The organism is Neorhizobium sp. P1_A6 (assembly GCF_056406795.1).
The window spans coordinates 95,766-122,592 of record NZ_JBFTZM010000001.1; the positions used below are offsets into that span (position 1 = coordinate 95,766).

22 protein-coding genes are annotated in these 26,827 nt (G+C 61.5%); 5 read left to right on the forward strand and 17 right to left on the reverse strand.

Going from position 1 to position 26,827, the window contains the following annotated elements:
* Positions 1–131 precede the first annotated feature (131 nt).
* The 8 genes from AC1D3C_RS00395 to AC1D3C_RS00430 form a co-directional block, all read right to left on the reverse strand.
* Positions 132–293, reverse strand: a complete 162-nt coding sequence (locus AC1D3C_RS00395; protein ID WP_157885335.1) for a hypothetical protein — start codon at positions 291–293, stop codon at positions 132–134.
* A gap of 557 nt (positions 294–850) precedes the next feature.
* Positions 851–1,819 (reverse strand): ABC transporter ATP-binding protein, encoded by a 969-nt coding sequence (locus AC1D3C_RS00400; protein WP_477481514.1) that lies wholly within the window; start codon positions 1,817–1,819, stop codon positions 851–853.
* A gap of 3 nt (positions 1,820–1,822) precedes the next feature.
* The gene (locus AC1D3C_RS00405) at positions 1,823–2,833 is read right to left on the reverse strand and encodes an ABC transporter ATP-binding protein (protein ID WP_477481515.1); all 1,011 of its coding nucleotides are present in this window, start codon (positions 2,831–2,833) and stop codon (positions 1,823–1,825) included.
* A 2-nt stretch (positions 2,834–2,835) separates the two neighbouring features.
* On the reverse strand, positions 2,836–3,753 hold the full coding sequence (locus AC1D3C_RS00410) for a dihydrodipicolinate synthase family protein (RefSeq protein ID WP_477481516.1): 918 nt from the start codon (positions 3,751–3,753) through the stop codon (positions 2,836–2,838).
* A gap of 10 nt (positions 3,754–3,763) precedes the next feature.
* Positions 3,764–4,675 carry an ABC transporter permease gene (locus AC1D3C_RS00415; protein WP_477481517.1) on the reverse strand — a complete coding sequence of 304 codons (912 nt, stop codon included), beginning with the start codon at positions 4,673–4,675 and terminating at the stop codon, positions 3,764–3,766.
* Positions 4,641–5,600: an ABC transporter permease gene (locus tag AC1D3C_RS00420; RefSeq protein WP_477481518.1), complete on the reverse strand. Its 960-nt coding sequence runs from the start codon at positions 5,598–5,600 to the stop codon at positions 4,641–4,643. The genes AC1D3C_RS00415 and AC1D3C_RS00420 overlap by 35 nt, the downstream gene beginning before the upstream one ends.
* Before the next feature lie 73 nt (positions 5,601–5,673).
* Positions 5,674–7,260 (reverse strand): ABC transporter substrate-binding protein, encoded by a 1,587-nt coding sequence (locus AC1D3C_RS00425; RefSeq protein ID WP_477481519.1) that lies wholly within the window; start codon positions 7,258–7,260, stop codon positions 5,674–5,676.
* A 32-nt stretch (positions 7,261–7,292) separates the two neighbouring features.
* Positions 7,293–8,015: a FadR/GntR family transcriptional regulator gene (locus AC1D3C_RS00430; RefSeq protein ID WP_477481520.1), complete on the reverse strand. Its 723-nt coding sequence runs from the start codon at positions 8,013–8,015 to the stop codon at positions 7,293–7,295.
* A gap of 132 nt (positions 8,016–8,147) precedes the next feature.
* Here AC1D3C_RS00430 and AC1D3C_RS00435 point away from each other — a divergent pair, with 132 nt between their 5' ends.
* The gene (locus AC1D3C_RS00435) at positions 8,148–9,101 is read left to right on the forward strand and encodes a dihydrodipicolinate synthase family protein (RefSeq protein WP_477481521.1); all 954 of its coding nucleotides are present in this window, start codon (positions 8,148–8,150) and stop codon (positions 9,099–9,101) included.
* A gap of 16 nt (positions 9,102–9,117) precedes the next feature.
* A complete protein-coding gene (locus tag AC1D3C_RS00440) occupies positions 9,118–10,581 on the forward strand; it encodes a sulfatase family protein (RefSeq protein WP_477481522.1) in 1,464 nt (487 codons plus the stop codon).
* 1 nt (position 10,582) lies between these two features.
* On the opposite strand, the gene AC1D3C_RS00445 is transcribed toward AC1D3C_RS00440, so the two are convergent.
* From AC1D3C_RS00445 to AC1D3C_RS00455, 3 genes are read right to left on the reverse strand one after another with little or no spacing between them, the layout of a single operon-like run.
* Positions 10,583–10,942 carry a hypothetical protein gene (locus tag AC1D3C_RS00445; protein WP_477481523.1) on the reverse strand — a complete coding sequence of 120 codons (360 nt, stop codon included), beginning with the start codon at positions 10,940–10,942 and terminating at the stop codon, positions 10,583–10,585.
* Between the two features lie 10 nt (positions 10,943–10,952).
* Positions 10,953–12,182 (reverse strand): flavin-dependent oxidoreductase, encoded by a 1,230-nt coding sequence (locus tag AC1D3C_RS00450; protein WP_247035783.1) that lies wholly within the window; start codon positions 12,180–12,182, stop codon positions 10,953–10,955.
* 53 nt (positions 12,183–12,235) lie between these two features.
* Complete coding sequence (locus tag AC1D3C_RS00455; RefSeq protein WP_477481524.1) at positions 12,236–13,381, reverse strand: DJ-1/PfpI family protein; 1,146 nt, start codon at positions 13,379–13,381, stop codon at positions 12,236–12,238.
* Between the two features lie 95 nt (positions 13,382–13,476).
* Here AC1D3C_RS00455 and AC1D3C_RS00460 point away from each other — a divergent pair, with 95 nt between their 5' ends.
* Positions 13,477–14,409 (forward strand): GlxA family transcriptional regulator, encoded by a 933-nt coding sequence (locus AC1D3C_RS00460; RefSeq protein WP_477481525.1) that lies wholly within the window; start codon positions 13,477–13,479, stop codon positions 14,407–14,409.
* Between the two features lie 32 nt (positions 14,410–14,441).
* Here AC1D3C_RS00460 and AC1D3C_RS00465 read toward each other — a convergent pair whose 3' ends face one another.
* A complete protein-coding gene (locus AC1D3C_RS00465) occupies positions 14,442–16,364 on the reverse strand; it encodes a methyl-accepting chemotaxis protein (protein ID WP_477481526.1) in 1,923 nt (640 codons plus the stop codon).
* 346 nt (positions 16,365–16,710) lie between these two features.
* Between AC1D3C_RS00465 and AC1D3C_RS00470 the strand changes: the two genes are divergently transcribed.
* Positions 16,711–17,751, forward strand: coding sequence for an SMP-30/gluconolactonase/LRE family protein (locus tag AC1D3C_RS00470; protein ID WP_477481527.1), 1,041 nt, complete (start codon positions 16,711–16,713; stop codon positions 17,749–17,751).
* Positions 17,752–18,108: 357 nt separating this feature from the next.
* Positions 18,109–20,718, forward strand: a complete 2,610-nt coding sequence (locus AC1D3C_RS00475) for an autotransporter family protein (protein WP_477481528.1) — start codon at positions 18,109–18,111, stop codon at positions 20,716–20,718.
* Positions 20,719–20,754: 36 nt separating this feature from the next.
* Here AC1D3C_RS00475 and AC1D3C_RS00480 read toward each other — a convergent pair whose 3' ends face one another.
* From AC1D3C_RS00480 to doeA, 5 genes are all read right to left on the reverse strand, one after another.
* A complete protein-coding gene (locus AC1D3C_RS00480; RefSeq protein ID WP_477481529.1) occupies positions 20,755–21,576 on the reverse strand; it encodes a galactosyl transferase in 822 nt (273 codons plus the stop codon).
* A gap of 31 nt (positions 21,577–21,607) precedes the next feature.
* On the reverse strand, positions 21,608–22,606 hold the full coding sequence (locus tag AC1D3C_RS00485) for a polysaccharide pyruvyl transferase family protein (RefSeq protein ID WP_477481530.1): 999 nt from the start codon (positions 22,604–22,606) through the stop codon (positions 21,608–21,610).
* Positions 22,607–22,646: 40 nt separating this feature from the next.
* A complete protein-coding gene (locus tag AC1D3C_RS00490; RefSeq protein ID WP_477481531.1) occupies positions 22,647–24,128 on the reverse strand; it encodes a lipopolysaccharide biosynthesis protein in 1,482 nt (493 codons plus the stop codon).
* A 482-nt stretch (positions 24,129–24,610) separates the two neighbouring features.
* A complete protein-coding gene (gene doeB, locus AC1D3C_RS00495; RefSeq protein WP_477481532.1) occupies positions 24,611–25,618 on the reverse strand; it encodes a N(2)-acetyl-L-2,4-diaminobutanoate deacetylase DoeB in 1,008 nt (335 codons plus the stop codon).
* A gap of 7 nt (positions 25,619–25,625) precedes the next feature.
* Complete coding sequence (gene doeA, locus AC1D3C_RS00500) at positions 25,626–26,807, reverse strand: ectoine hydrolase DoeA (protein ID WP_247137765.1); 1,182 nt, start codon at positions 26,805–26,807, stop codon at positions 25,626–25,628.
* Positions 26,808–26,827 lie beyond the last annotated feature (20 nt).

Sequence of the window (26,827 nt, forward strand, 5' to 3'; positions counted from 1 at the left end):
AACACATCAGGAAACACCAGGGTCAGGCGATCAACAGGATCACTCGGAAAACGAGCTGACTTGACTGAAATTGCCCTGCTCCCCGCTATTGACGCCATCCGGCGACAACGGAGCGGGCCGACGGTCGAGGCTCAATCGACCCTTCCGATGCGCAGACGCCGTCTGGGCAAAGCCGGCATGTGATCGTCCTGGTTTCCTTCCAACAGCAGCGGAGAGGTCATCCGCTCCGGATCAAGCAACCGCCACTCTCTTTCAAGCCGCAGCCTGATGGATATCCAGATGTCGCTCGTCATAACTCACCCTTCGATCAAGATAAAATCCGTCATTCCCAAAGAATCGACCTACGGTGATTTCCGCTTAAACTCGGACCACACCATGTAGAAGATACCTGCGAAATAGCCAGCTTGCATCAAAATAAAGCACAACGAAGTATAAACCAATGAATTCAAGAAATTTCCTTGGTAATCATATGTAATTATACCAAAGACAATCGAGGCAATGGTCATCTGCGCCAACGCTGCTGGCGCCATCGATTTCACCGATTTTCTCAAGAGCAAGCTCATGCGCGCCACTCGCTTCGCTGGCCTTCCTAATGTGCATCAACACCCCATTCAGGCCATCGATGGTTCAAGGCTTCACCGCGTCCGCCCTTCGAAGAGACAAGACGAGAATGCGGTTCCGCTTCGGAATTGGAAGCGAACAGCAAATCGCACCGGGAAGGAAGAAACTCTTTGTGATGATGCGCTACGCCCAATGACGTAAACTCGCGCCGAGGTCTGGACCGCGCCGGACAACCCAGATGCCGACTGGAGCCTGTTTTTATGGGCAAAGATTTGCCTGCTTTGCCGGATCAGCCGAGATCGTCGCGGATGCAGGCCTTGAAGTGTCCCTTGGCAGTCTCTCGCAGTGGCGGCACGGCACTCGCGCAAGCGTCGACTGCAACCGGGCAACGGGTCCGGAAGACGCAGCCGCTTGGGGGATTGGCGGGACTTGGGATATCCCCTTTGAGTATCTGCCGGTTCGCATGCCGCGAGGGGTCGGGCGACGGAACGGCCGAAAGCAGGGCGCGCGTATATGGATGCTGCGGGCTGGCATAAAGCTCGCGGCTCGGCGCCATCTCCATGATCCGCCCGAGATAGAGCACGATCACCGTATCGGCGACATATTCGACCACCGCGAGATCGTGCGCGATGAACAGCATGGTCAGGCCGAGCCGCATCTGCAGGTCGCGCAGCAGGTTGACGATCTGCGCCTGGATCGACACGTCGAGCGCCGACACCGGTTCATCGGCGACGATCAGCTCGGGCGCAAGCGTCAGCGCCCGGGCGATGCCGATGCGCTGGCGCTGGCCGCCGGAAAACTCGTGCGGGTAGCGGGAAATCGCATCTGGCGGCAGATCTACCGAGGTGAGCGCCTGGGCAGCTTTTGCGGCCCGCTCCGATCTGCTGCCGATCCGCTGGATATCCAGCCCTTCCGTGAGGATTTCGCCGATGGTCATCCGAGGCGAGAGGCTGGCGAAGGGATCCTGGAAAATATACTGGACGCGCGCATGCAGGCCGCGGAGTTCGCGGCGCGTCAGGCTCGTCGTTTCCAAGCCTTCAAAACGGATACTGCCGGAGGTGGGTTCGATCAGTTGCGCGACCATGCGGCCGATGGTGGTCTTGCCGCTGCCGGATTCTCCAACCAGGCCGACGACTTCGCCGCGTTTGATGTTGAAGGAGACATCCTGGACGGCGCGGACGACCGGTCCGCGGGCAAATGCCACCGGGGCAAAATCCTTGCCCAGCCGGTTCACTTCGAGGAGAAATTCCTGTGACATCGGTCAGATCTCCTGCCATCGGATGCAGCGGCTGAACTGTCCCTCGCCGGCGTCTGCCAACGCCGGGTAGGCTTCTGAGCAGGTCTCTATGCGGTAGGGACAGCGGGGAGCGAAAGGACAGCCTGACGGCAGGTCCATGAGGCTCGGAACCGATCCTGCGATGGTCGGCAGCGGGGTGCCCGCCTCCCTGAGAAGCGTCGCGGTTCCAAGCTGCGGCACCGAACGCATCAGCCCCTTGGTATAGGGATGACGCGGATGGGAGAAGACCCGCGCCACGCTACCGGTCTCGACGAGCGAACCGGCATACATGACGGCCACGCGGTCGGCGATCTCGGCCACGACACCAAGGTTGTGAGTGACGAACAACATGCCCATGCCACGCTCCTTCTGCAGCCGTCCGAGCAGGTCGAGGATCTGCGCCTGGATGGTGACATCAAGGGCCGTCGTGGGTTCGTCGGCAATCAGCAGCGTCGGGTTGCATGCGAGTGCCATGGCAATGGTCGCTCGCTGCCGCATGCCGCCGGAGAGTTCGTGCGGATATTGCCCGGCACGTCGGCGCGGATCAGGAATGCCGACATCCTCCAGCCGCTGGATGGCGTCCGACAAGGCCTCCCGATGGGATTTGCGCATATGGATGCGGATCGGCTCGGCAATCTGTTCACCGATCGTAAAAACCGGATTGAGACTGGTCAGCGGCTCCTGAAAGACGATACCGATATCATTGCCGCGCACCCGGCGCAGGGTGTCGCCGCCAATAGTCTGCAGTTCGACGACTTCGCCCGTCTTGCGCTTCAACCGGAGCGTACCCGCAGCGATACGGCCCACGCCACGCGGCAGAAGACCCATGATCGACAAACTCGTCACCGACTTCCCCGAGCCGGATTCGCCCACCAGCGCCACGGTTTCTCCCGTCGCCACGGCAAGGCTGAGGTCCCGCACGGCGACGATCTCCCGATCGCCGATGCGGAACACCGTCTTGAGCCCGGAAATTTCGAGGATCGGCTCAGCGCTCATCGTCAATCCAGAAGCCCGGTTTGCCGCAGGATGCCGTCGATGACGGCCGCCTCTTCGTCGTTCAGGGATCGCTGCGGACGAGCCATGACATTGGTGTCGATAACCCCAAGCCTGCGCATGGCGGTCTTGAAGGCTCCCACTCCGGCCGAGCCCGCACTGGTCCGGCCCAAGCTGACCCAGACCATCTCGAAAAGCCGGCACAGGCGTTCCTGCTCCTGCCGTGCACCGGCAAAATCACCCGCCTGGCAGAGGTCCCACAAGCGGACATAACCGTGCGGATCGACATTCCCGAGGCCCGGCACGATGCCGTGCGCGCCCATGTTCACGACGCTGTCGGCGACGATCTCGGATCCTGTCATGACGAAGAAATCCGGCAGATCGGCCGTGTCTGCCATGACATAACGAAGATTGCCGTCGTCGCCGCTCGAATCCTTGACGCCCACGATCGTGCCTTCGCGGGCAAGCGTCACGGTGGTCCGGCGTTCGAGCTTGGTGTGGACGCAGACAGGGATGTCATAGGCGATGACCGGTATGTCGACCGCCTCCCGGATATAGCGGAAGTGATCGATGGTTTCGGCCTGGTTTGTCCGGGCATAGAATGGCGCCGTGACGACAACCGCGTCGGCACCCGCCGACTGCGCCACCTTTGCATGGGCGATCACGCGCTCGGTTGTGGGATCGATCACGCCGACCAGGATCGGCACACGGCCGCGCACCTGCTCGACCGCATGTTCGATGATGCTGCGGCGCGTGGCTTCGTCATGGAACACGACTTCGCTGGTCGAGCCGAGAACGAACAGGCCGTGCACACCGCCATCGAGCAGGTGGTCTATGACGCGCGCGAAGGAAGGATAATCCACCTCGAAAGTCGTGTTGAGCGGAGTGACGACGGGCGGAATGACGCCGGTAAAGAGGGGCATGTGCAACCTTTCACTTGAGTTCGGAGCGCGGATCGAAGGCATCGCGAAGCCCATCGCCCACGAAGTTGATGGCAAGAACGGTCACGACGAGCGCGCCGCCCGGAAACATCCATTGCCAGGGATAATTTTCGAGCACATGCGTGGCGCGGGCAGCGTTCAGCATATTGCCCCAGCTCGCTTCCGGGGGCGTGACCCCAAGACCCAGGAATGAGAGACCGGCCTCCAGCAGGATCCCATTTGCCACCTGCAGGGTAGCGTAGACCACGAGAATATCGATCGTATTGGGCAGACCATGCCGGATCAGCAGGTGCCAGAGCCCTGCGCCCATGCCCCGGGATGCCACCACGAAGTCGCGCTCACGCAGTTCCAGCAGCCGGGCCCGGACCATGCGGGAAAGAACCGGCCACGAGAGCAGCGAAATCACGAAGATCGTCGGCACTATGCCGCTGCCGACGATCGAGGCGAGGACCAGAAGGAAAATGACCGGCGGCAAGGTCATGGCGAGATCGACAAACCGCATCGTGGCACCATCAACGAAACGTCCGGCAAAGCCGGCGATGGCTCCGATGAAGAAACCGAGGAACGTGGAGATCGCCATCGATACCGTCGCCACCAGCAGCGAAATTCGCCCGCCCTGCAGCAGCCGCGCCATGATATCCCGCCCCACCCCGTCGCTGCCGAGCCAATGGGCCGACGACGGCCCCTGGTTCATCGCCAAAAGGTCGATGTCGTTGGGCTTGTGGAGCCACCAGAGATCGTAAGTGAGGGTCAGGACAAGGATCGGGATCAGGATGGCCAAGCCGACCACGGCCGCGCCGTTCTCGAAAAAGCGGGAAAGTGCGCGTCGGATGGGACCGGCGGAACCGGCATGTGTCAAGCTCGCCATCTCATGCCACCTTGATGCGCGGATCGACAGCGGCATAGGCGATGTCGGTCAGCAGGTTGACCAGGATGACGCAGGCGCCAGTCAGCAGCGTAGCGCACATGATGACCGGGTAATCGCGCCGGACGACTGCATTGACCATCAGCAGACCCATGCCCGGCCAGTCGAACACGCTCTCGATGAAGATCGCGCCCCCGATCGCGATGCCGATGGTGGAGCCGATCAGCGTGATCACCGGCAGCAGGGCGTTGCGGACGGCATGTTTGACGATGACCCAGAATTCCCGGACACCCTTGGCGCGCGCCGTGCGCACATAGTCCTGCGACAGCACTTCGAGCAGCGACGAGCGCATGTATCGCATGATCAATGCGCCATGGCCGATCGAAAGCAGGGTGGCGGGCAGGATGAGGTGGGCCAGCAGGTCGCCGACGGAGAAAGGCGCGCCCGGCGTCAGCATGCCGCCGGCCGGCACCCAGCGCAGATTGACCGCAAATACGTAGAGGCCTAGCAGGGCGGTCAGGAAAGCCGGACTTGAAATTCCCACGAACGCCGCCGTCGAAAGTGAAAGATCGGCCAGTTTGTTGCGGCGGACGGCTGCAAAGATGCCGGTTGAGATGCCGACAACGACGGCGATGACAAGCCCACTGAACATCAGCAGGATCGTCGGGCCGATGCGGCTGAGGACAAGCGGCAGCACTCCTTCGCCATTATACTGGATGGAATAGCCGAAATCCCCCGTCAGTGCCGCGCCCAGCCAGGCGAAATATTGCACCGGCAGCGGCCGATCGAGACCGAGCCGGGTACGAAGCATATCGAGATCGGACGCGGAAATCGGCACAGACGGATTGACGTAGGCATCGATCGGATCGCCGGGCGTCAGCCGCAGCAACGTGAAGATGAGAACCGTCAGGGCCAGCAGCATCAGCAGGCCGACAGCCGTACGGCGAAGGATGTATTGCAGCATGTTTTCACCAACAGGGTCCGCAGGGGATGCGGTCGGGCTTGTTCACCAGACCGCATCCCGGCTCACGGGCACATCAAGGAGCGAGATCCCATTTTTCCGGATGGGAGACGTAGGGGCCACCGCCTGGAGCGGGCGTCCAGAAGAAGTCCTTGAGCTTGCTGGACACGACCCCGTAGCGGCTCGCCACCCACATCGGTGCCCAGGGAAGCGCAGCGTTCATTTCCTTGCAGACCTTCTGCCATCTGCCGTCGGCCTTGGCCGGGTCGGTTTCCGCCATCGCCGCATTCAACGCATCGGTCAGCGGAGGCATTTCGACGCGCATGATGTTGTTGCCGGACGGAGGTGTCTGTGCGGCATTCAGCCCGACATTGAGCGATCCCGGATTGGGGCCGTTCTGCAGCCCCGCATAGACCAGCGGAAAATCCTGCCATTTTTCGCTTCGCACGATGCCGTTGTAGCTCGGAACGTCGAGCGCGCGCGGAACCACGTTGACGCCGACCTGCGCCAGCATCGCCTGCACCGCCGCCATGACGTTGGCGACCTGCGGCGTATTGTAGTAGGTCAGCCACGGGATCGGCTTGCTGCCGTTGATCTTCTCCCAGCCCGCCTCCGCCAGCAGGGCTTTTGCCTTTTGCGGATCGTAGGCATAGCCAGCCAGATCCTTCGTAAGAAGCTGCGGCGCGACATAGCCGCAGTTGGCGAGTTTGGCGGCACCCCCGAACAGGCTCGAGACGATGGCGTTTCGGTCGATGGCGTACATGACCGCCTGACGGACGCGAAGGTCGTCCCAGATTCCGGCGCGGTGATTGAAGCCGATATAGTTCACCACGTAGGAATCGCCCTCGATGACCCGGAAACCGCCATTGCCCTTGAAGGTCTTGGCGTCGTCGGGTTCGGCGAAGGTGAACTGGATCTCTCCCGCCCTGAGGGCCGCGACGGCCGCAGCCGGATTTGCGAAATAGCGGTTGATCAGGCGAGCCGCTTTCGGCTTTCCGCCCCGATAGCCGTCATAGGCAGCCAGTTCGACATACTGGTCGCTGACATGCTTCACGAACTTGAATGGACCGGTTCCGACCGGCTGGGTGGACCACCACGGGCTCTTGGCAACCTCCTTGACGTTCACCGACGACAATGCATGCTGCGGCAGCATCATCAACTGCGACAGAACGGAGAGGAATGCCGAGTTCGGCTTGCTGAGCTTGACGACTGCCGTGTGCGCATCCGGCGTCTCGACCGATGCGATATCGGCAAGCCGCGCGGCAAAAATGCTGCCGCTCTCGGCATTCTTGGCAAGCTCCAGGGTGAACTTGACGTCCGCCGAGGTAAAAGGCGTGCCGTCATGCCAATTCGTCTCGGCGAGCTTGAACGTATATGTCAGGTTGTCCTGGCCGAGGGTGAACTCTGAAGCCAGCGCGCCGGTAAGCTTCGACAAATCGGATGTGTAGATGACCAGCGGCTCGAAATAGGTATTGAGCCAGGTGAAGCCGGCTGTCGCAGTCAGCGGGTTGAAATTGCCCTGGAAACCGCCTGGACCCACGTCGAACCCGCCGACAATGGTCTTGCCCGTCTGCGCCTGGGCCGTCGCGGGCACCATTGCGGCAGTCGTGGCAAAAAGCAAAGCTCCCGCCGCCAGAAGGCGACCGAAATTCCGTCGATGCATGCTCTCCTCCTCTTTTATATTTTCGACTATCGCTAAACCGGATCGACCTCCTCGGGCCGGTTGATCGCGATGACTTTCCGGATGCCGGAATAGTGTACGCTCAGGCGTTTGCGGCCCGCTTCGACATCTCTCGCCGCCACGGCCTCTGCAATCTCGTGGTGATCCTGCCAGGTCGCCAGGGGCGTGGGACTTGCCAGGTTTGCGAAGCCCGAGGCTTTGTAGAAGGCGGACCAGAAGATATCGATCAGCGCGCTCAGCATCTTGTTGTTCTGGCAACGGAACAGAAGCTGATGAAATTGCTGGTCCTCCTCGGCGAAACTTTCGCCGCGCTCAGCGCGCTGCCGCATGCGATCGGTAAGGCGTCGAAGCTCGGCCACGTCATCGTCGCTGATCATCTCGATGGTCTTGTCGATGAGGCCCGTCTCCAGCACGCGACGAATCTCCAGCAATTCCTCCACATCACGCAGCGACGCCTGCAGCCCATAGGCGAGATTGTCCAGAAGCGGCGCGAACGAGAATTCCTTGACGAAAACGCCAATGCCGCGCCGCGTTTCGAGGATGCCAACGGATTCCAGCGCCTTGATCGCTTCACGAACCGAATTGCGCCCCACGCCCAATTGGTGCGCCAGGAACGTCTCCGGCGGCAGAGCCGCGCCGGCCGTCAGGTCATTGTCCTCGATATAGCTGCGCAGGCTTTCCTGCACGCTGACATGCAGAAGCGGCGGGCGCTCAAGAGGTTTTATGGGCTTGGCCAATGCTGCTCCATGCACATTTCGACAATCAACATGATTGAGGTATATCGACTTGTAGGATATCTAGCAAGTCGATAAATGCAGAAAGCAGCTGAACAAGTCCGGGATCCGGCTGCGGTAAACGGGAGGTGGGGTGTGGCAATCACAAAGTTCGAACGGCGGAATGACCGCTGGGGTCGCATCCGGGGAAATTGGGCAACGCTCCTGCTGCCGATCAATGAAGACGATTCAATCGATTTCCCGCGTCTGGCCGACGCGATCGACCGGCTGGTTGCCGCCAAGGTGGACGGCATCTACTCGAACGGCACCGCCGGCGAATTCCACAATCAGACAGAAGCGGAGTTCGACCAGATTCAACAATTGTTGGCAGACCGCTGCAGCCCTGCAGCGATGCCATTCGTCATCGGTGCGTGTCAGCCCGATCCCCGCATATCCCTGGACCGGGTGCGCCGGGCGGCGGCGCTCGAACCGGAGGCAATCCAGGTGATCCTTCCCGACTGGTGGCCGGTGACGGCCTCGGAGGCGACCGATTTCCTGCAGATGGCCGCTGACGCTGCCGGCCCGGTTCCGCTGGTGCTTTACCAGCCGCCGCATGCCAAGCGCGTCTTTGCCCCGGAAGAACTGGCGGCAATCCTTGCGGGCGTGCCGCAAGTCGTGGGCATCAAGCTTGGGGATGGAGATGCATCCTGGTACGATCAGGCCCGCAAGCATCTCGATGCGTGGGGAATTTATGTCCCGGGGCATCATCTTGCGACAGGTGTCCAGCAGGGCGTTGCAGTCGGGGCATTCTCCAACGTTGCCTGCCTGAGCCCGTCCGGAGCACAGCGATGGACCGCGTCGATGGCCGACGATATCGACCGGGCGCTTGATATCGAACAGCGGCTGCGCACCTTCCTCGATGACCACATAGCGCCCTTTGCCAGGGTGCACGGATATTCCAACGCCGCGTTGGACAAGCTCCTGGCTGCGATCGGGGGATGGGCGGAGATCGGCACCCGGCTGCGCCGGCCGTATCGCTGGATTGATCCATCGGTCGTTTCCGCACTGCGTGAGAAGGCCAGGATCACCCTTCCCGAGATCATGCTCTGAACGTCGAGGTGGCATCGTGAGACGACCCAACATCCTGATGATCATGACGGACCAGCAGCGTCGGGACACGCTCGGCATTTATGGCTGCGACTGGATTCCGACACCTCATCTCGACCGGCTGGGCCAAGCCGGAGCGGTATTCGAGCACTGCACGGTCGACAACCCGATCTGCACGCCTTCCCGGGCCAGCATCTTCACCGGCAAGCCCGTGCCGGGTCATGCGGTCCAGCGGGTGCATGACAACCTGCCGCCGGACGAAGTTCTGTTCACCGAACGGCTGCGGCGGGAGGCCGGCTATCGGACCGCGCTTTTCGGCAAGCTGCATGTCAGCAGCCGTGTTCAGGAAGAACGGCAACGTCATCCGCATGACGGTTTCGACATCTACGAATGGTGTCTTGAGCCATCGGTTTCGATCGGGAGCCCCTTCAACGGCTATGCGGCCTGGCTTCGCGAGACGGCGCCGGATTTCCTCGCTGCCCTCCAGCGCAACGGCCGAAAGGAACTTCATCACCCCGAGGCGCAACACATGAGCACGTGGGCGGCCGACCGGACCATTGCCTTCATCCAGTCGATGAAAGCAGAGAGGCAGCCCTTCTTTTGCCTGATGAGCCTGTTCGACCCTCACGACCCCTATGAGGATTACCCCCTCACCTTTAGAAATTGCATAGATGCAGCGAAGATTCCGGAGCCGGTGGTTTCACGCGCGATACAACCCGGATGCGTCCGCCAGGAGCAGCAGGGTTCCTATCTCGGACGTTTCTCGGACTTCTCTGCGGATGAGATCCGCAGGATCCGTCTCGGTTATGCCGCTTCCATAGCCTTTCTCGATAAACAGGTCGGCCGCGTTCTGGCGGCACTGGACGAAGCGGGGATGACCAACGACACGCTGGTCGTATTCCTATCCGACCATGGCGACCAGCTTGGCGATCATGGGCTTTTCGTCAAGGGAGTTGCGCTCTACGAGCCTACCGTCGGAGTGCCGCTATTGCTGCGTTGGCCGGGCCACGTCAACGCCGGCACCCGATGCACCGCGCTTGCGCAAGGTCGCGACGTGGCGGCCACGTGCCTCGCAGCAGCAGGCCTCGATACGTTATCCTGCCCGGAAAGCGAGGATCTGGTGGCCATGGCATCGCGGAACGCGACGCGGCGCAGCAGCGCGATCTGCGCCTACCGCAATTCCGGTGTCAACGACAGCGGTAGTTTCTGGGACCCGCCGATGCGGGGAACCATGGCCCGGGACCAGCGCTTCAAGCTGACACTCTATACGAGTGGAGGATCGAGCGAGCGGGAGCTGTTCGACCTTCAGACCGACCCGCAGGAGACCATCAATCTTTCCGGGAATCCTGCCTACGCCCCGACCGAACTCATGCTGCTTGGCGAAATCGCCGCGTTCCTGCAGGCGGAAGCCGCCGGCGCAGCACCGCGCGCGACATCGTCCCTTCCCAATGCGGCTCAGCGGATGCAGAACAGGATTAAGTAGGTCACCACACAATTCGGCTCCTCACCAACCAGACAAGACCACAGACCAGGATCAGGATCATCACTACGTGTATGACGTAATCAAGCGTCGTCTGTGGGCCGACGCCGACCGCGATGGTGAATGCGCCGACGAGCGTGCCCAGCAGAGCCAGGGACTGCGCGGAAATTGCCGCCACGCGGCTCCAGGGCCGGCGGAGCCTGACGGATAACAACCCGAGCAGCAGGATCGCTGCGATCACGGCTTCGGCGATCATTGCTTGCCTGTGCTCATGACCCTCGACGAGGAGGCCCGCGTGGGTCAGCGATGCAATCGCGTAGAGACACGTTTCGGCGAGAAAAAGCATTGCGGCGGTGGCAACCATGGAACCATCCTCACTGGCTCCGCCCACGAGCGAGCGAAGCGTAACCACGAACCGTTGCTTTACGTTCTTCGAACGAGGCCACGGTATCGATGTCGTCGAAACCGTCGGGCGCACGGGCCTCGATCATGTCGATGACCCCTTCGGGACCGCCCAGGCGGTTGGAGAGAACGATTTGCGACGTGACCGGCCGCCGTTCGGCATCGTAGCGGGAAAGGGCCGCCTCGATACCGTCCCCGGATTGGAGATGCCGTGCCAGGCAGCGTGCATCGAGGATTGCCTGGCTCGCTCCGTTGGAACCGACCGGATACATGGCATGGGCGGCATCGCCGAGCAGCGTGACCCGCTCGAACGACCAGCGGGGCAAGGGATCCCGATCGCAATTCGGGTATTCGTAGAAATTTTCGGTGGCCTGGATGATGGAGGCAGGATCAACGAAATCGAGGTGAAAACGGTCGCGCACGAAGGGCAACACCTCGTCCGACAGGCCGGACCGGCTCCAGTCCTCGCGGCGTAGTGGCGATGTGCCAGGCTCGCCCACCTTGGCCATCACGGCCCAGTTCGTCAGCCGCATTTCAGGCTCCGCAGGATCGGCTCCGATCGGATAATAGACGAATTTTGCGAAATTGCCGCCTGATATCACCATCGTCCGGCCATCGCGCCAGATCGGCCAGCGTGTGGCGCCGCGCCATAACATGATCCCGCTCCAGATCGGCGGCCCCTCATCGGGATAGAGCTGCGCCCGGATCGCGGAATGGATGCCGTCGGCGCCGATCAGCAGATCCCCGCGGGCCGTGCCGCGCCATCCATCCGTTCCGCTGAAATGAACCGCGACCCCATCTTCCGTCTGCTCGAAGCCCTCCACCCGGCAACCCATTCTGATGACGTCGGGTCCGAGACGAGCGATCACCGCCCTATGGATCACGCCGAGCAGCTTGCCGCGATGGATGCTGACCTGCGGCGCCTCTTGACCGGCGTCCAGGCCGCGCAATTCCTGCCACACGACCTGACCGAAACGGTTGGTATAAATCAGTTCCCGCACACGGATCCCTGCAGCGTCGAGGCCGGCCTGCAGTCCGAGATCGGCCAGCACCGCCACGGCATGCGACAGCATGTTGATGCCGACCCCGAGTTCACGAACCTCGCCGACGCGTTCGAAGATCTCGACCTCGATCCCGGCTTCGTGGAGTTGAAGCGCGGTCGTCAATCCGCCGATGCCGGCGCCTGCGATGAGAGCTTTCATGACTGGTCCTTTCTCGTTTGCGGGACGAGCGGCAGGATGTAAGCCGCGACGATCTATTGCGGCGTCACTCGTCTCCTGTATTCGAGCTGCATGGCCACGAAATCGGCCGTGTTTTCCCGATAGCGGTCGGCGATGGCCTTCAGCGTATCGTCCAGCGCCTCCGCCGGTTTGCTGCCCAGCGGCGCTGCCGGCACGCGCGTTGTCGACGCGCTCACCTTGTCGGGGATGATGCGGATGCCGTTGCGGCTCTCCACCGCATCCGCGCTGGCTGCGAAGGTCATCACGCGCGAGCGGTAGGTGCGCGACCAGGCATCCGCGACAAGCGCAAGCGACACCTCGTCCACGCCTTTCGACAGTTCGATGCCGAGCGTTTCGCGGCGCCAGAAGGCGAGCGAATTGCCGATCGCCGTCAATGCGAAAGGACGCGTGAACGTGAAGGCGCCGCTGTCGTGTCGCGCATCCCAATTCGCGACGCCCAGATCGGCCGCGACAGCCTCGGCTTTCTCCTGCCCGGCGATCGCCTCAATCAGCGTCAGCGACATCGGCATGGAGGCACTGATCCCCGTCGTCGTCGCAACGCGACCGTCAACGAGGAAGCGGCGGTCGGCGACATGGCGGATGCTCGGATGTTCCTTCAGCATGGCGTCCAGCGAATACCAGTGGGTCGTCGCTTTCCGGCCGTCGAGAAGGCCGGTGGCAGCAACCACTTTGGCACCGACGCAGACGCCGACGATCAGCGCGCCTTTTTCCGCCTGGCTCCTGATCCAGCGCAATGCCGCCGGATCGTCCTCGCGGACCATCGCCGGGACGATGACGTAATCGGCGCCTTCCGGATGCTGCGCATCGAAATCCGCGATCGTCGCCTGCGGCTCGACCTTCAACGCCGGATAGAGAACCATCGGCCCGGGCTGCGTCGCCAGCGCCACGACATCCGCGACATCGGCGCGGCGCAGGATACCGTAGGGCATCAGGTAGTCGGTGATCTCCGTCCCGTCGTTGATGCCGACGATCGCGATCACCGGGCGGACGCGTTTGGGCGGTTTCAAAGCCTCGATTGTGGCGCGTGTCTCCTCGCCGGGAATAGGCTTGACGGTCCCGGCCGGCGACGCAGACGGCAGAGAGACTATCCAGCCCCCGGCGACCACCAGGAAGACCGCAGCAAGCCCAAACCCGCCTGTAAGAACAAACCGCCACGTCATGATAGTTTCGCCCGATCGATCGGTTGCCCTGTTTGCAGGGAAAGTTACCGCTGCTATCGTCTGACTGAAATGACATTAATCGGGCAAAAACTGCCATGGCTCGCACAGTTGCTCTTGTCGTGCATCCCGGTTTCCAGCTTCTCGATACGGCGGGGCCGACGTCGGCTTTCGAGATGGCGGAGCGATTCCGGCCGGGCAGTTACGACCTGATCCTGATGGCGCCGGGTGGCGGCGAGATCGAGAGTTCGTCGGGCCTCAAGCTGTCGGCTGCCCCGCTCCGGGATGGGCCTTTCGACACGGTGATGATCTCGGGCGGCGAGATCATCCGCTCCATGGAGGCAGTGCGCGAAATTCTCGAATGGCTGAAACGCACGAGCGCAAGGCGCGTGACGAGTGTGTGTTCCGGGGCCTATCTGCTCGCCGAAGCCGGGCTCCTCGATGGACGTCGGGCCACGACGCATTGGGGCAGTTCGCACGACTTTTCCCGCCGCTACCCGAAGATAGAGCTCGATGCGGAGCGTATCTATATCCAGGACGGTCATGTCTGGACGTCAGCCGGAATATCTGCCGGTATCGACCTGGCGCTTGCCCTTATCGAAGATGATCTGGGCGCGGATATCGCGCGCAGAACCGCCCAACAGCTCGTCGTTCATCAACGCCGGCCCGGTGGCCAGTCCCAGTTTTCAGCGCTTGTCGATCTTGGAGGGCACACGGGCAGGTTCTCGGCCTTGATCGGCTGGATGCGCGAGCATCTGGCCGACCAGCTGACCGTCGAGCGCCTCGCCGACCAGGCGGCGATGAGCCCGCGCAACTTTGCCAGGGCGTTTGCAGCCGAAACCGGCACAACGCCGGCCAAGGCTGTCGAGCGCCTGCGCCTCGAAACGGCGCGGGTGGCGGTCGAAACCGGCCACCTGCCGCTCGAACACATTGCCGAGGCCGCCGGTTTCGGCGACGCCGGCCGAATGCGGCGGGCGTTCCTGAGAAGCCTGGGACAGCCTCCGCAAGCGCTCAGGCGCGGCTACAAATAGCCTCGGACGCAGATCGCCGGTCAAGTGCGCGCCTAGAACTCCTGCCAATCGTTACTGACCGCAGCGGCCGAGGAGCCGCCGGAGAAGGCGGTGGCAACCCTGCGGGCCAGATTGCGGGCCGGCGAGGCAGCCGGCGTGTCGCGGCGATCAGCCGGGCGCGGAACGTGGCGCTGACCGGGCAGCTTGAACTGGGCCAGCAGTTCGTTGAGCGATGCAGCATCCCGGGCAAGACCATGGCTTGCGGCGGTCGATTCCTCGACCATCGCGGCATTCTTCTGGGTATCCTGGTCCATCTGGTTGACGGCCGTGTTGATCTGCTGAAGGCCCGAAGACTGTTCCTGGGCCGACTCCACGATTGCGTTGACGTGCCGGTTGATTTCCTGCACTTCCGCAACGATCGTTACCAGCGCCTGTCCGGTCTGACCCACCAGCTGCACCCCGGCATTGACCTGTTCATTCGACGTCGTGATCAGCGCCTTGATCTCCTTGGCGGCCTTGGCGGAACGCTGGGCGAGTTCGCGCACTTCCTGGGCGACGACTGCAAAACCCTTGCCTGCATCGCCCGCACGGGCCGCTTCGACGCCGGCGTTGAGTGCCAGAAGATTGGTCTGGAAGGCGATATCGTCGATGACGCCAATGATGTTGGAAATCTCGCCTGAGGACTTCTCGATCTGTTCCATCGCCTTGACGGCACGCTGAACGACCTCGCCGGAGTTTTCGGCGCCGCTGCGGGTGCGGGCAACCAGCGCGCCGGCCTCCTGAGCACGCTTGGTGGCGTCCTTGACGGTAGTGGTGATCTCTTCGAGAGCTGCGGCGGTTTCCTCGACGGAAGCTGCCTGCTGCTCGGTGCGCTTGGCCAGATCGTCGGCGGCGGCCTTGATCTCTGCCGAACCGGCCTGGATGCTGCGGGCATTCTCCGCCACCTGCTCCAGGGCCGTCTGCAGCTTTGTGGCCGAGACGTTGAAATCGTTGCGGACACCGTCCAACGTCGCGGTGAACTGCCTTTCGATGCGATAGGAGACGTTGCCATCGGACAGATGGCTCAGGCCCTCTGCCAGGTTGTCGACGGCAAACTTGATCTCGGCGGCTTCGCGCGTCTTCTGGGCTTCGCGCTCCATGCGGTCGCGCTCCGACAGGCCGCGATTGTCTTCAGCTTCACGTTCCAGGCGAGCACGCTCCAGAGCGTTGTCGCGGAAGATGGCGACGGCCTTGGCCATCTCGCCGATTTCGTCCTTGCGGTCGAGGCCGTCGATGGCAGCTTCCGTCTGGCTGGCGGCCAGCGAAGCCATGCGCTCACGCAGGCGGGCCATCGGCGCGGTGATGCCCTTGTGGGCGATGGTCATGGACAGAACGGCGGCGATCGCGATGCCTAAAAGCATGCCGCAGATCGCATAGGTGATCGTGCTGGAGACCGATTGGCTCAACGTCTTGGCGCCATTGTTGAGGATTTCGGCCATGGCGCCGTTATTGGCGCCGAATTTCGGCGAGAGATCGACGATGGCCTGGTCGAGCTTGGCGGAAAGGGTACGGACCTTTTCCTGGTCGCCTGCGGTATGGGCCTTGAGAAGATCGTCGCCGACTGCCTTCAGCGCGTCGGCGCCGGCAAGCAGTTCGTCGATCGCAGCCTTGCGGCTCGGCACCAGCGCCGGGATCTGGCTCAACCGGTCACGGGCGCCAGCAAATTCCTTGGAAAACCGGCCGGACAGATCTTGGAACGCCGCGCTTGCCGGGTCCTGGGCCAGCGCGCGGCTCAGCCATGTCGTCGCGGTCCACATGCCGGCAGCGCCGCGGGGTCCGAATGTCGCAGCGTTGCTTTCCTTCTGCAGGAAGCCGGAATAAGCCTCGTTGGCGGCGCTGAACTTGCTGGTGACATACATCAGGCCTGCAAGGGAAATGACCGCGAGGATGGCAATCGCCATCAGAAATTTTGTTTTAATCTTTAAGTTCTTGAGCATCAGATACCTCAAAAAACGCTGAAAGAGCGACAGTGCATCGAAAAGTGAAAAATGCCGGAGCCGTGCCGGACGGTGCACATCATGCGCAGGGTGATCGAACTTGATCCTCCGTTTTTCATAAGCGCTTTTTCATAATAAAATCTTACTCTTGCCGCAGCGCATCAAAGGCACATTCTGACTTTCAGGTGGTTTTCACCACTGCTTAACCAAAGGCTGCAGAAGGCAATCTTGTTTGTTGCGACGCACAATGGACTGCCTTTAATTGGAGGCGGACCATCGTCTCGGTTCCCCGTCAAACCCGGCAAATTGATATGAAATCAACTATCCATAATCAAAGGACTTCAACGTGAATTTTTCACGCCGCAACATCATGACGCTTTCAGCGGCCGCCCTGGCAACCACCTTCCCGAAAATGGCATCCGCGCAAGCGATCGGCTTTACGCCGAACCCGATCTACCCCGATCCGGCTATCCAAATCCTCGATCCGAGCTTTGCGAAATATCGCGTCGCCAGCAGCTCGCTCGAACAGGTCGCAACCGGCGCTCGCTGGCTGGAAGGCCCGGTCTGGTTCGGCGACGGCCGCTATCTTCTTGTCAGCGACATTCCGAACAATCGGGTCATGCGCTACGACGAGGCTAACGAGAGCTGGAGCGTCTACAACGCCAACGCCAACTATGCCAACGGCCACGCCCGCGACCGCCAGGGCCGGTTGCTTTCCTGCGAACATCTGACCCGCCGGGTCACCCGCACCGAATATGACGGCTCGATCACCGTGCTCGCGGACAACTACAACGGCAAGAAGCTCAACTCCCCGAACGACATTGTCTGCAAGTCGGACGGCTCCATCTGGTTCACTGATCCGCCCTTCGGCATTGCCGGCGAGTGGGAAGGAGACAAGGCAACGGCGGAGCTGCCGCATTCCGTCTATCGCATATCGCCGGACGGCAAGCTTGGCCTCGTCACCGACGAGCTCAAAGGCCCGAACGGGCTCGCATTTTCGCCGGATGAGAAGAAGCTCTACATCGTCGAAGGCCGCGCATCGCCATTCCGCATCATCTGGAGCTACGACCTCGGTGCAGACGGCGCGAAGCTGTCGAACAAGACGGCGCTGGTGACGGCCGACGACAACGGCGCTCTCGATGGCCTCAAGATCGATATCGATGGCAATCTCTGGTGCGGCTGGGGATCGAACGGCGCTGCAGGGGCCAGGCCCGAGGATCTGAACGGCGTCAAGATATTCAACCCGGCCGGCAAGGCGATCGGCTTCATCAAGCTTCCGGAGCGGTGCCCGAACCTTGTCTTCGGCGGCCCGAAGAAGAACCGCCTCTATATGGCGAGCAGCCACTCGGTCTACGCGATCTACGTGGAAACCCACGGCGCCGTTTAATCACTGCGACGAAATCCGGAGCGGCCGGCCGTCAGGTCCGGCCGCTACTCCGTCTTTCCGGCGGAAAGCCCAAAAAACTCGCTTCTGTATCCCGCCGACAGCGGTCGGAGCTTCGTCAGATTCTTGAGAATCCGGACAGGCCGCTTCAGAACGTTGCTGTTCAGGAAATACATGTGGATCAGGCTGGGCGCCTTGCGGCGCCGGGCGCCACCTCGTCGCCACTTTTTCCTTCGGACCCCCATTTTTTGAGGGGTCAGTCATACTTTCTTAACATTTGTCTTTTCTTATCAAGCAGATACGAATCTTGATCAAATTATCCGAAATCAATTTCTGAGTGCATTTTACGGGGGTTACGTTATGCGGACTGGCTGTGGGTTTCACGAAACCAGGAAACCGGCGCTGCTTTCGGGCGTCTGCGGGACGGCGCTGCTTCTGGGCTTCTGCTTCGCAACGCCGGCCTCGGCCCAGGTCGCAGTTTGGACCGGAGCGACAAGCGCGGATTGGACAGACGGGAGTAACTGGTCAACCGGAATCGCTCCCATCCCCGGTCAAAACCCTACCATTGGTACGACGGCCATACCGCCGCAAAAGGAGACCGTCCTCGGCATTGGTGGCCCGGTCAGTGTCTCGGTCGCGGCTATCATTATCGGTGATAGCGGCACAGTGCCCGGCGTCCTCACGATCCAAAACGGCAGCAGCCTGACAAGCACCGTCACCTCCCGGATAGGGAGAGCGGCCGGCAGCACCGGGATCGTCAACGTCACCGGACCGGGGTCTCTTTGGAACCTATCCGCCGGCACTTTCAGCATCGGCTTTCTAGGCACCGGCACGCTGAATATCGCGGACGGCGGTCAAGTCACCACGGCATTGGGTACAGTGCTGGGCAGCGGCCCCTCGCCTTCTTCCGGCACGCTCAACATCAGCAGCGGAGGCATCCTGCAGACGCAGTCCTTGCGGGGCGGCGGCGGCGCGAGCCAGGCCAATTTCAACGATGGCATTCTGCGCGCGACGGCCGCCAACGCGACCTTCATCAACGGATTTTCCGGCACCGAGCTCAACCTGCTCACCGGCGGGCTGACGATCGATACCGCCGGCTTTGCCGTGGGAACCGACGCGGCGTCGGGCTTCAGCGGCATCGGCGGCCTGACCGTCACCGGGGGCGGCATTTTCAACCTGCAGGCAAACAGCATTTATTCGGGCGAGACCCAGATCGACTTCGGCAGCAGCCTCGCCCTGACCGGCGTCGGCGCCGTCGCCAATTCCAGCCGGGTCGTCGCAAACGGCACTTTTAACGTTTCGGCAGCCGCGACCCCGACCATCCGCAGCCTCGCCGGCAGCGGCTCCGTGCTGCTCGGGGCGCAAACCCTGACGATCACCAATGCCAACGACACGTTCGCAGGCGTCATCGGCGGCACGGGCGGATTGACCGTCACCGGCGGCAGCCAGACGCTTTCGGGCGTCAACACCTATACCGGCGCGACGACGGTGAGCGGCGGCAGGCTGGCCGTCAACGGCTCGATCACCAGCCCGGTCGCGACCTCGGGGGCCGGCATTCTCGGCGGCACCGGCACGATCTTCGGCGATGTGACCAATGCCGGCGTGGTGGCGCCCGGCAATTCGATCGGCACGCTGACGATCGCCGGCAACTATACCGGCGCCGGCGGCACGCTCGCGATCGAAACCGTGCTCGGCGGCGACGCCTCGCCGACCGACCTCCTCGTGGTGACGGGCAATACCGCAGGCACGACCAACGTCACGGTCACCAATCTCGGCGGCGGCGGAGGGCAGACCGTCGAGGGCATCAAGATCGTCGATGTCGGGGGCGCGTCCGCCGGCACTTTTTCGCTGCTCGGCAACTATGTGTTCGAGGGCGATCAGGCCGTGGTCGGCGGAGCCTATGCCTATCGGCTCTACCAGGGCGGGGTCAGCACGCCTGCCGACGGCGACTGGTATCTCCGTTCGGCCCTGCTCAACCCTGCAGGCGCCGCGATCGGGATGGTCTATGCGCCGGGCGTGCCGCTCTACGAGAGCTACGCCGGCGTGCTGCAGACCCTCAACGAATTCGGCACGCTGCGCCAGCGCACCAGCGGGCGGGCACTCGATGAGGGGCAAGCGGAGAATGATCCCGCCAAGGCGATCTGGACCCGCATCGACGGCACGCATACACATTTCAATCCGAAAACTTCGACCACCGGAACCGAATACGACGTGGACAGCTGGACGATGCAGGCGGGCATCGATGGAATGCTGCATGAAAGCGGCGCCGGCGCGTTGATCGGCGGCGTCAGCTTTCATGTCGATACAGCCTCGGCGGACGTCTCCTCGCGCTTCGGCAAAGGCAATATCGATACAACGGGCTATGGTTTCGACGGCACATTGACCTGGTACGGCAATAGCGGCTTCTACGTCGATACTCAGGCTGCTTTGACCTGGTATGACAGCAGTCTCAAATCCTCGACCCTTAACGCCACGCTTGCCAGCGGCAATGACGGCTTCGGTTATGGCCTCAGCGTCGAAGCCGGACAGAAGATCGCCCTGACGCGCCAGTGGTCGCTGACGCCGCAGGCGCAACTGGCCTATTCCTCCGTGCGCTTCGACCGTTTCACCGACCGCTATGGCGCCGCCGTCTCACTGGACGACGCCGACAGCCTGACCGGCCGCCTCGGCATCTCGGCGGATTATGACCGCGACTGGAAGGACGCCACCGGACAGATCAGCCGCGCGAAGGTCTACGGCATCGCCAATCTCTATTACGACTTTCTCGACGGCTCGAACGTCGATGTCTCCGGGATCAGCGTCGCCAGCGAAAACCGACCACTCTGGGGCGGCCTCAGCCTGGGCGGTTCGCTCAGCTGGTCCGACGATCGATATGCAGTCCACGCAGAAGCCTTCGCCCGCACCAGCCTCAAGGACTTCGGCGACAGCAACGCTATCGGCGCCAAAGTCGGGTTTAGCATGAAGTGGTAGCGAGACCGGTGCCTGTCGACCGGGACGCCGCGATTTCTACTCCGTCTTTCCGGCGGAAAGCCCAAAAAACTCTTTTCTGTATCCCGCCGACAGCGGTCGGAGCTTCGCCAAATTTTTGAGAATCCGGACAGGCTGCCTGAGAACGTTCCTGTTCAGGAAATACATATGGATCAGGCTGGGCGCCTTGCTGTGTGATCCCTTGTGGGCGACACGATAAACTGCACCTCGGAATGGCAGGGCATTCAAGGGCGTTCCGCGTTCGGCCAAAACTGATTCTATGCGAACATGGCTGCCAAGCATGTCCTTGATCCATGGGAGTGAAACGTCTTCAGCCTTGGATGGCAGTCCGTAGAGGTCCGAACGGATGATCAGCGACGTTCCGCAATAGTGGTTGAACTGGTCGCGGCACAACAGAATGCTGCCGCCGTCGTCCCAGATATAGCCCTTGTCAATCGTCCAGCCGTTCTCGTTCTGGTGCCGGGCGGCGTATTCGGTAATTCGGGCGCTGACAAAATCGTCGTCGTCGACGATCATGAAGAAGCGACAATCGCGGGCCGTGAGCATGCCCGCAAGCACGCGGCGGCCTTTGTCGGCGCGGAATGAATCGAGAAAATCCTCTTCCGTCGCATCGCCGCGCTCGTGGATGTCGTTCGGCGGAAAGTCCACCCATGCCACCGAGAACTTGTCCGGCAGGACCGGAAGATCGGCGCCCCTGTTGGCGACAATCACGCCCCGCCAGTCGGGACTGGTCTGGTTGGCGATGGACGCCACGGTCTGCGTCAGATTTCGCTTCAGGATGCTCCAGTCACGTGCGTTGTCCTGGTGCCTGACGGGAATGATGAAGGTGATAACGCTCATGACAGCCTCCGGTCGTTGATCTCAGGCGCGATCATGCCGCGACACCCGCCTGTTCTCTTGCCCATCTGATGCCGTCGTCGAGCGACGTCGCCTTGTAGGAGAGATCGGTGCCTCCGGAAAAGGCGTTCATGAAGCGGCGGATTTTTCCGTAATTGTTGTCGAGCACAGCATGGCTGCGTCCGATGAGAAGCGAGCAGATATGCACATGCAGGCGGTCGGTCACGATGGCCTTGCCGCGGGAAATCTGGCTTATGCCACGCTGGAAGCGGTTGTTGGCCGCGGCATCCAGTTTGCGCAGCCGCATTTCGGAAGGGGTGAGATGCAGCAGTGCCGAGGCCGCCCCGAGCGCTTTTGCAACGCGCACCTTCGATCGGCTCTCGGTAATCCAATCCTCTTTCGGGATGTCCGGATAGGCGGAAAAGTCAACGGTCCCGACCTGCTCCTTGTCCTGGCGGAGCATCGCAAGCACGGGAAATTCCGGCGCAGCGGGCTCTAGGCTGCCGATGCAGAAGGCCATGTCCGGGCACAGATAGACCTGGCAATCAAAATTTTCCTTGGCGAACTGAAACGATTCCTCGTCGCGTACCAGCAGCACGAAGTTCTTGTGCTTGCCGATCGCGCGCTTGCTTTGCTCCAGCCGTTCCGGGGATTTATAGTGAATCGATTGCGGAAATTGGACGATCTGCCGGTCGGGAAACAGCTCCATCACGCGCTCCCGGAAATCCTGGTGAAACACCCAGATATCGCCGAAATTGCCGCCCCCATGGATGAAGATCGGACCGTTCGGGGCAGAGCTTTTGAGTTCATCCGGTGAAAAATCGTCGGTCGTGCAGACGTAGGAAGGCCGCTTTGCGTAGCGCTGCTGCAAATAGGCCATTTCTCCCAGCCAGATCGCGGAATCTCCGCAATTCCTGATATCGGGAAAGTCCAGTATCGCTATCGGTTCATCAGGGCGGATGAACTGTTTAAGGCAATCGTGGGTCCTGTCCTGAAGCTTGGCGATAAGCTCGGATTGCTGAACGGGTGACATTACGCCTCTCTTTCAAAAATTAGAACAACAAGTCCCGCGATCAGGCGTGACTGACTTTGGACAACACCTTGGAAGCAATCTTTCTGACTTCAGTCTCCGGACCATTTGGGCGATCCATAACCAGCCAGAGAAAGAGGCTGGAACCGCAATAGAGAACGCCTCCAAGGCAAATAAGGGCGGCAAGTTGTAGAACAAGTCCGGTATGCGTGGTCTCAATTCCCATGTAGCGATCAGCGAGCGACACGCCAGCAGCCATGACCGCCGAACTGGCAAGCGCCCTGAAATTTGCCCATAGCTGGGCGGTGACTGAGACATTTATGAAACGCTTCACGATCACCATGTTCACAAACGCGCTGAAGAGGCCGGTGAGCACCCGGCTGAATATCAGCCCCGGAAGCCCCCAGAACACCAGGCCGATCGTGATCACCGGGATCCGGACAAGAAGCATCTGCGCGTCGCGGATGAACAGGTTCCGGGTTTGCCCCAGCGCCATGCCGAGAGGCTGATTGAGAGATCCCAGTGTCTGCAGCGCATAAACAGAGGCCAGCGCCTGGATGATGAAAATCACCGGAAGCCATTTTTCACCAAGCACCAGCCTGACCAGGGGATCTGCGATGACCGCCATCCCTATGCCGGCGGGTAACGCGACCGCCGTCAGCAACGCCTGCGTTCGCTGATAGGCTGCGGCGAGACGGGCAGGATCATGGCGGACATTGGCAAAAGCGGGGTAGATGGTGGCGGTCAGAGGCGCCGTCGCTTCGCGCGTGGGCGTCATCGCGAGCTGCCCGCCAAGCGAATAATATCCAAGGGCCGAACCCGTCAGCAGCTTGCCGATCAGCAGGTAATCGAAACGCCAATTGAGGGTGTTGACGATCTGCCCGGCGGTAATCCAGATCGAGAACGAAAAGAATTCGCGCATATGGGAAAAGGTGACCCGGGGGCGGAACGGCAGGATGAAATAGGATGCCACAACGTTGGTGATCTGCATCACCAACGTGCCGACCACAAGCGCCCAATAGGTTTGATAGATGACGGCGATGGCGACGGTCGCCACAAATCCGGCAACCTTCTGGGCAACGTTCAGCACGAATTCCTGCCAGAAAATCAGCTCCCGCTGGAGCATGATCCGTCGCGGATTGGCGAACCCGTTTATGAGGAGGCTAAGGCTCAGAACAAGAAGGACGCCGAAAAGGCGCGGCTCATCATAGATGAGGGAAGCCGGATAGGCGAAGGCGGCGAATAGGACGCACAATATCAGACCGCGCGTTGCAGCCAGTGTCCATGCGGCGCTGAAATGGGATTCCCCGGGAGCCTCGTGGCGGATGAGCGCCTCGTTCAGGGAAAGCTCGGTTATCGTCGTCACGATGGCGAGCATCGTCGTCGCAAGCGCAACCAAGCCAAAATCCGACGGCAAGAGATACCACGCCAGAACAATGGTGCTGAGGGTCGACAACCCGTTGACGATGATCCTCGAGAGGGAAACCCAGAGACTTCCCGTTACCAGGCGATCAGCAATGCTCATGGCCGACCTCTTCGCAACAAATACCGATCGTATGTGAGCGACATCATTCCATAGCTACCCTTTTTCGTGGAGTTTCGGCCCCTTTTCAAGCCGCGAGAAGGCTGTGCCGTCTTGCCGCAAGCGCGGGTTTCGCGCACATGATGCGTGAGATCTCCTTGCCGCATTCGAAGGGCGGGCTATCTGCTGGACACTTCGGTCATCGAGTTCTCCATGCAATTTTTCCCTTGTCGTTTACCTCGTTCAGCGGCGCGATCCGGAAGCCATGGCCAAGGCTTAAGACCGCTGACGATCTAGTTGGCGGGAAATGATGTTGGTTTTGTGGTGCCCTTCGCAAGTGCGAAAGAACCTGCGCGCGCGGCCGCGATCCAAGGCGGCATCACCTGCGATTTGCGCGCATCCGGCTTTGATCCAAGCTCGGAATATATTCGCTCCGCCGCCTTCATAACGAAGCGGCGGAGCAGAAAAAACAGTTTTCGATTACGTCAGCTGACGACGACGGCGATGACGACCACACAGTCGCCGGCCTTGACCAATCCCGGGAAATGCCGGGCGCACAGGATGCCGCCCATCTTCGCGCGGATTTCACAGGGAGCTGCACCGGTCCGTCCGGTTGGGTAGATGCGGGCCACAATGGCGCCTTCGCCAACCTCATCTCCGAGATCGAAGACGGGCTCGATCAGTCCATCTTCCTCGGCGAAGGAAAAGCAATTGCCGTCCGGCATGTCGAGCCAGGTCGTCGGCATGACATCCGCGCTGCCCGCGACGATGCCTGCATGGCGCAGCACGTTGATGACGCCGCGCTTGGCGATCCCTGCGCTTTTCGCCGTCGCCGTGCCGCCACCGCCAAGCTCCGTGGTGATGAAGACCTTGCCCATCTCCTCGGCGGCCGTGTCGTACATGCCGACCGCGTCGATCTCGAGCATCTTCATCGAATAGGGCGCCGAAAACGCCTTGACCAGCTCGAAGGCGCGGGCCTCCTGTTCCTTGTCGGGCAGGATATGGGCAGCGCAGAAGGGCAGGAAATCGAGTGTCCTGCCCCCGGAGTGAAAGTCGAGGACGACGTCGGCGCGGGGCAGCAAATCTCGCTGGAAATAATCGGCGATCTTCTGCGTTACCGTGCCGTCCGGGCGACCGGGAAAGCTGCGGTTCAGGTTGCCCTTGTCGATCGGCGACGTTCGCGTTCCGGCCAGGAATGCCGGGTAGTTCATCGCCGGAACGATGATCACCGTGCCGCTGACATCCTCCGGTTTGAGGCTGCGGGCCAGATCGAAGAGCGCAATCGGCCCTTCGTATTCGTCGCCGTGATTGCCGCCGGTCAAGAGCGCCACGGGCCCCTTGCCGTTGCGGATAACCGTAAGCGGGATCATCACCGATCCCCAGGCGGAATCGTCGCGGCTATAGGGCAGCCGCAGGAAACCGTGCTGCACGCCGTCGGCGTCGAAATCCACCGTCGGGCTGATCGGCGACGGTCGCAAGGCGTTCTCGCTCATCGCAGTCTCAATCCTTGACCATCAGCTTGCGCGGTACGTTGGCGAAGCATTCGACCCCGGTATCGGTAATGAGGATACTCTCGGTTGTCTCGAAACCCATGTCCTCGAGCCAGAGGCCGGTCATGAAATGGAAGGTCATGCCGGGCTTCAACTCGGTGCGGTCGCCGGGGCGCAGGCTCATGGTGCGCTCGCCCCAGTCCGGCGGATAGGACAGGCCGATCGGATAGCCGGTGCGGTTGTCCTTGACGATCCCGTATTTCCTGAGCACGGCGAAGAAGGCATTGGCGATGTCCTCGCAGGTATTGCCGGGCTTGGCCACAGCAAGGCCGGCCTCCATGCCCTCCAGAGTCGCCTTTTCCGCGTCGAGGAAGGCCTGCGTCGGCTTGCCGAGGAAGACCGTGCGCGACAGCGGCACGTGATAGCGATTATAGCAGCCGGCGATCTCGAAGAAGGTGCCCTCGCCCCTCTTCATCGGCCGGTCGTCCCAGGTCAGGTGCGGCGCGGAGGCTTCGACACCTGACGGCAAGAGCGGCACGATCGCCGGATAATCGCCGCCGATGCCATCGACGCCGCGGGTGCCGGCATCGTAGATTTCGGCGACCAGATCGCATTTGCGCATGCCGACCTCGATCTTGTCGAAGATACGGGCATGCATTGCCTCGACGATCCGCGCGGCGTTGCGCATGTATTTGATCTCGGTTTCGCTTTTCACTGCACGCTGCCAGTTCACGAGCGCGGTCGCATCCACGAAACGGGCATTCGGTAGATGTTTCTGCAGCGAGGCGAAGGCCGCCGCGGAGAACCAGTAATTGTCCATCTCGACGCCGATCGTCAGCGTGCCGAAGCCGCGATCCGTCAGGATACCGGAGAGATAATCCATCGGGTGTCGCTCGGTCGACTGCACGTAATGATCGGGATAGCCGACGATATTTTCCTGGCTGAGATAAGAAGTCAGCTTGGCGCCGTTGGCGTCCTGGCCGCGGCCGAACCAGACCGGTTCGCCGGACGGCGGTACGATGACGGCCTGATGCACATAAAACGACCAGCCGTCATAACCCGTCAGCCAGGCCATGTTGGACGGATCGCTGACGATCAGGAGGTCGACCCCCTTCGCCTCCATGGCATGCCGGGTCTTTTCCAGCCGCGCGGCATATTCCCCACGCGAGAATTTGAGATTGGGCTGGGTCATGTTTCTTCCCTTCTTATCCG

What these genes read in the sequence shown, in the direction of transcription:
- AC1D3C_RS00490 (WP_477481531.1), bottom strand. Translation starts at nt 24,128, where the DNA reads ATGAGCATTGCTGATCGCCTGGTAACGGGAAGTCTCTGGGTTTCCCTC.
- AC1D3C_RS00475 (WP_477481528.1), top strand. Translation starts at nt 18,109, where the DNA reads ATGCGGACTGGCTGTGGGTTTCACGAAACCAGGAAACCGGCGCTGCTT.
- AC1D3C_RS00485 (WP_477481530.1), bottom strand. Translation starts at nt 22,606, where the DNA reads ATGTCACCCGTTCAGCAATCCGAGCTTATCGCCAAGCTTCAGGACAGG.
- AC1D3C_RS00405 (WP_477481515.1), bottom strand. Translation starts at nt 2,833, where the DNA reads ATGAGCGCTGAGCCGATCCTCGAAATTTCCGGGCTCAAGACGGTGTTC.
- AC1D3C_RS00460 (WP_477481525.1), top strand. Translation starts at nt 13,477, where the DNA reads ATGGCTCGCACAGTTGCTCTTGTCGTGCATCCCGGTTTCCAGCTTCTC.
- AC1D3C_RS00480 (WP_477481529.1), bottom strand. Translation starts at nt 21,576, where the DNA reads ATGAGCGTTATCACCTTCATCATTCCCGTCAGGCACCAGGACAACGCA.
- doeA (WP_247137765.1), bottom strand. Translation starts at nt 26,807, where the DNA reads ATGACCCAGCCCAATCTCAAATTCTCGCGTGGGGAATATGCCGCGCGG.
- AC1D3C_RS00450 (WP_247035783.1), bottom strand. Translation starts at nt 12,182, where the DNA reads ATGAAAGCTCTCATCGCAGGCGCCGGCATCGGCGGATTGACGACCGCG.
- AC1D3C_RS00465 (WP_477481526.1), bottom strand. Translation starts at nt 16,364, where the DNA reads ATGCTCAAGAACTTAAAGATTAAAACAAAATTTCTGATGGCGATTGCC.
- AC1D3C_RS00445 (WP_477481523.1), bottom strand. Translation starts at nt 10,942, where the DNA reads ATGGTTGCCACCGCCGCAATGCTTTTTCTCGCCGAAACGTGTCTCTAC.
- AC1D3C_RS00400 (WP_477481514.1), bottom strand. Translation starts at nt 1,819, where the DNA reads ATGTCACAGGAATTTCTCCTCGAAGTGAACCGGCTGGGCAAGGATTTT.
- AC1D3C_RS00415 (WP_477481517.1), bottom strand. Translation starts at nt 4,675, where the DNA reads ATGCCGCTGTCGATCCGCGCATCAAGGTGGCATGAGATGGCGAGCTTG.
- doeB (WP_477481532.1), bottom strand. Translation starts at nt 25,618, where the DNA reads ATGAGCGAGAACGCCTTGCGACCGTCGCCGATCAGCCCGACGGTGGAT.
- AC1D3C_RS00455 (WP_477481524.1), bottom strand. Translation starts at nt 13,381, where the DNA reads ATGACGTGGCGGTTTGTTCTTACAGGCGGGTTTGGGCTTGCTGCGGTC.
- AC1D3C_RS00420 (WP_477481518.1), bottom strand. Translation starts at nt 5,600, where the DNA reads ATGCTGCAATACATCCTTCGCCGTACGGCTGTCGGCCTGCTGATGCTG.
- AC1D3C_RS00410 (WP_477481516.1), bottom strand. Translation starts at nt 3,753, where the DNA reads ATGCCCCTCTTTACCGGCGTCATTCCGCCCGTCGTCACTCCGCTCAAC.
- AC1D3C_RS00395 (WP_157885335.1), bottom strand. Translation starts at nt 293, where the DNA reads ATGACGAGCGACATCTGGATATCCATCAGGCTGCGGCTTGAAAGAGAG.
- AC1D3C_RS00425 (WP_477481519.1), bottom strand. Translation starts at nt 7,260, where the DNA reads ATGCATCGACGGAATTTCGGTCGCCTTCTGGCGGCGGGAGCTTTGCTT.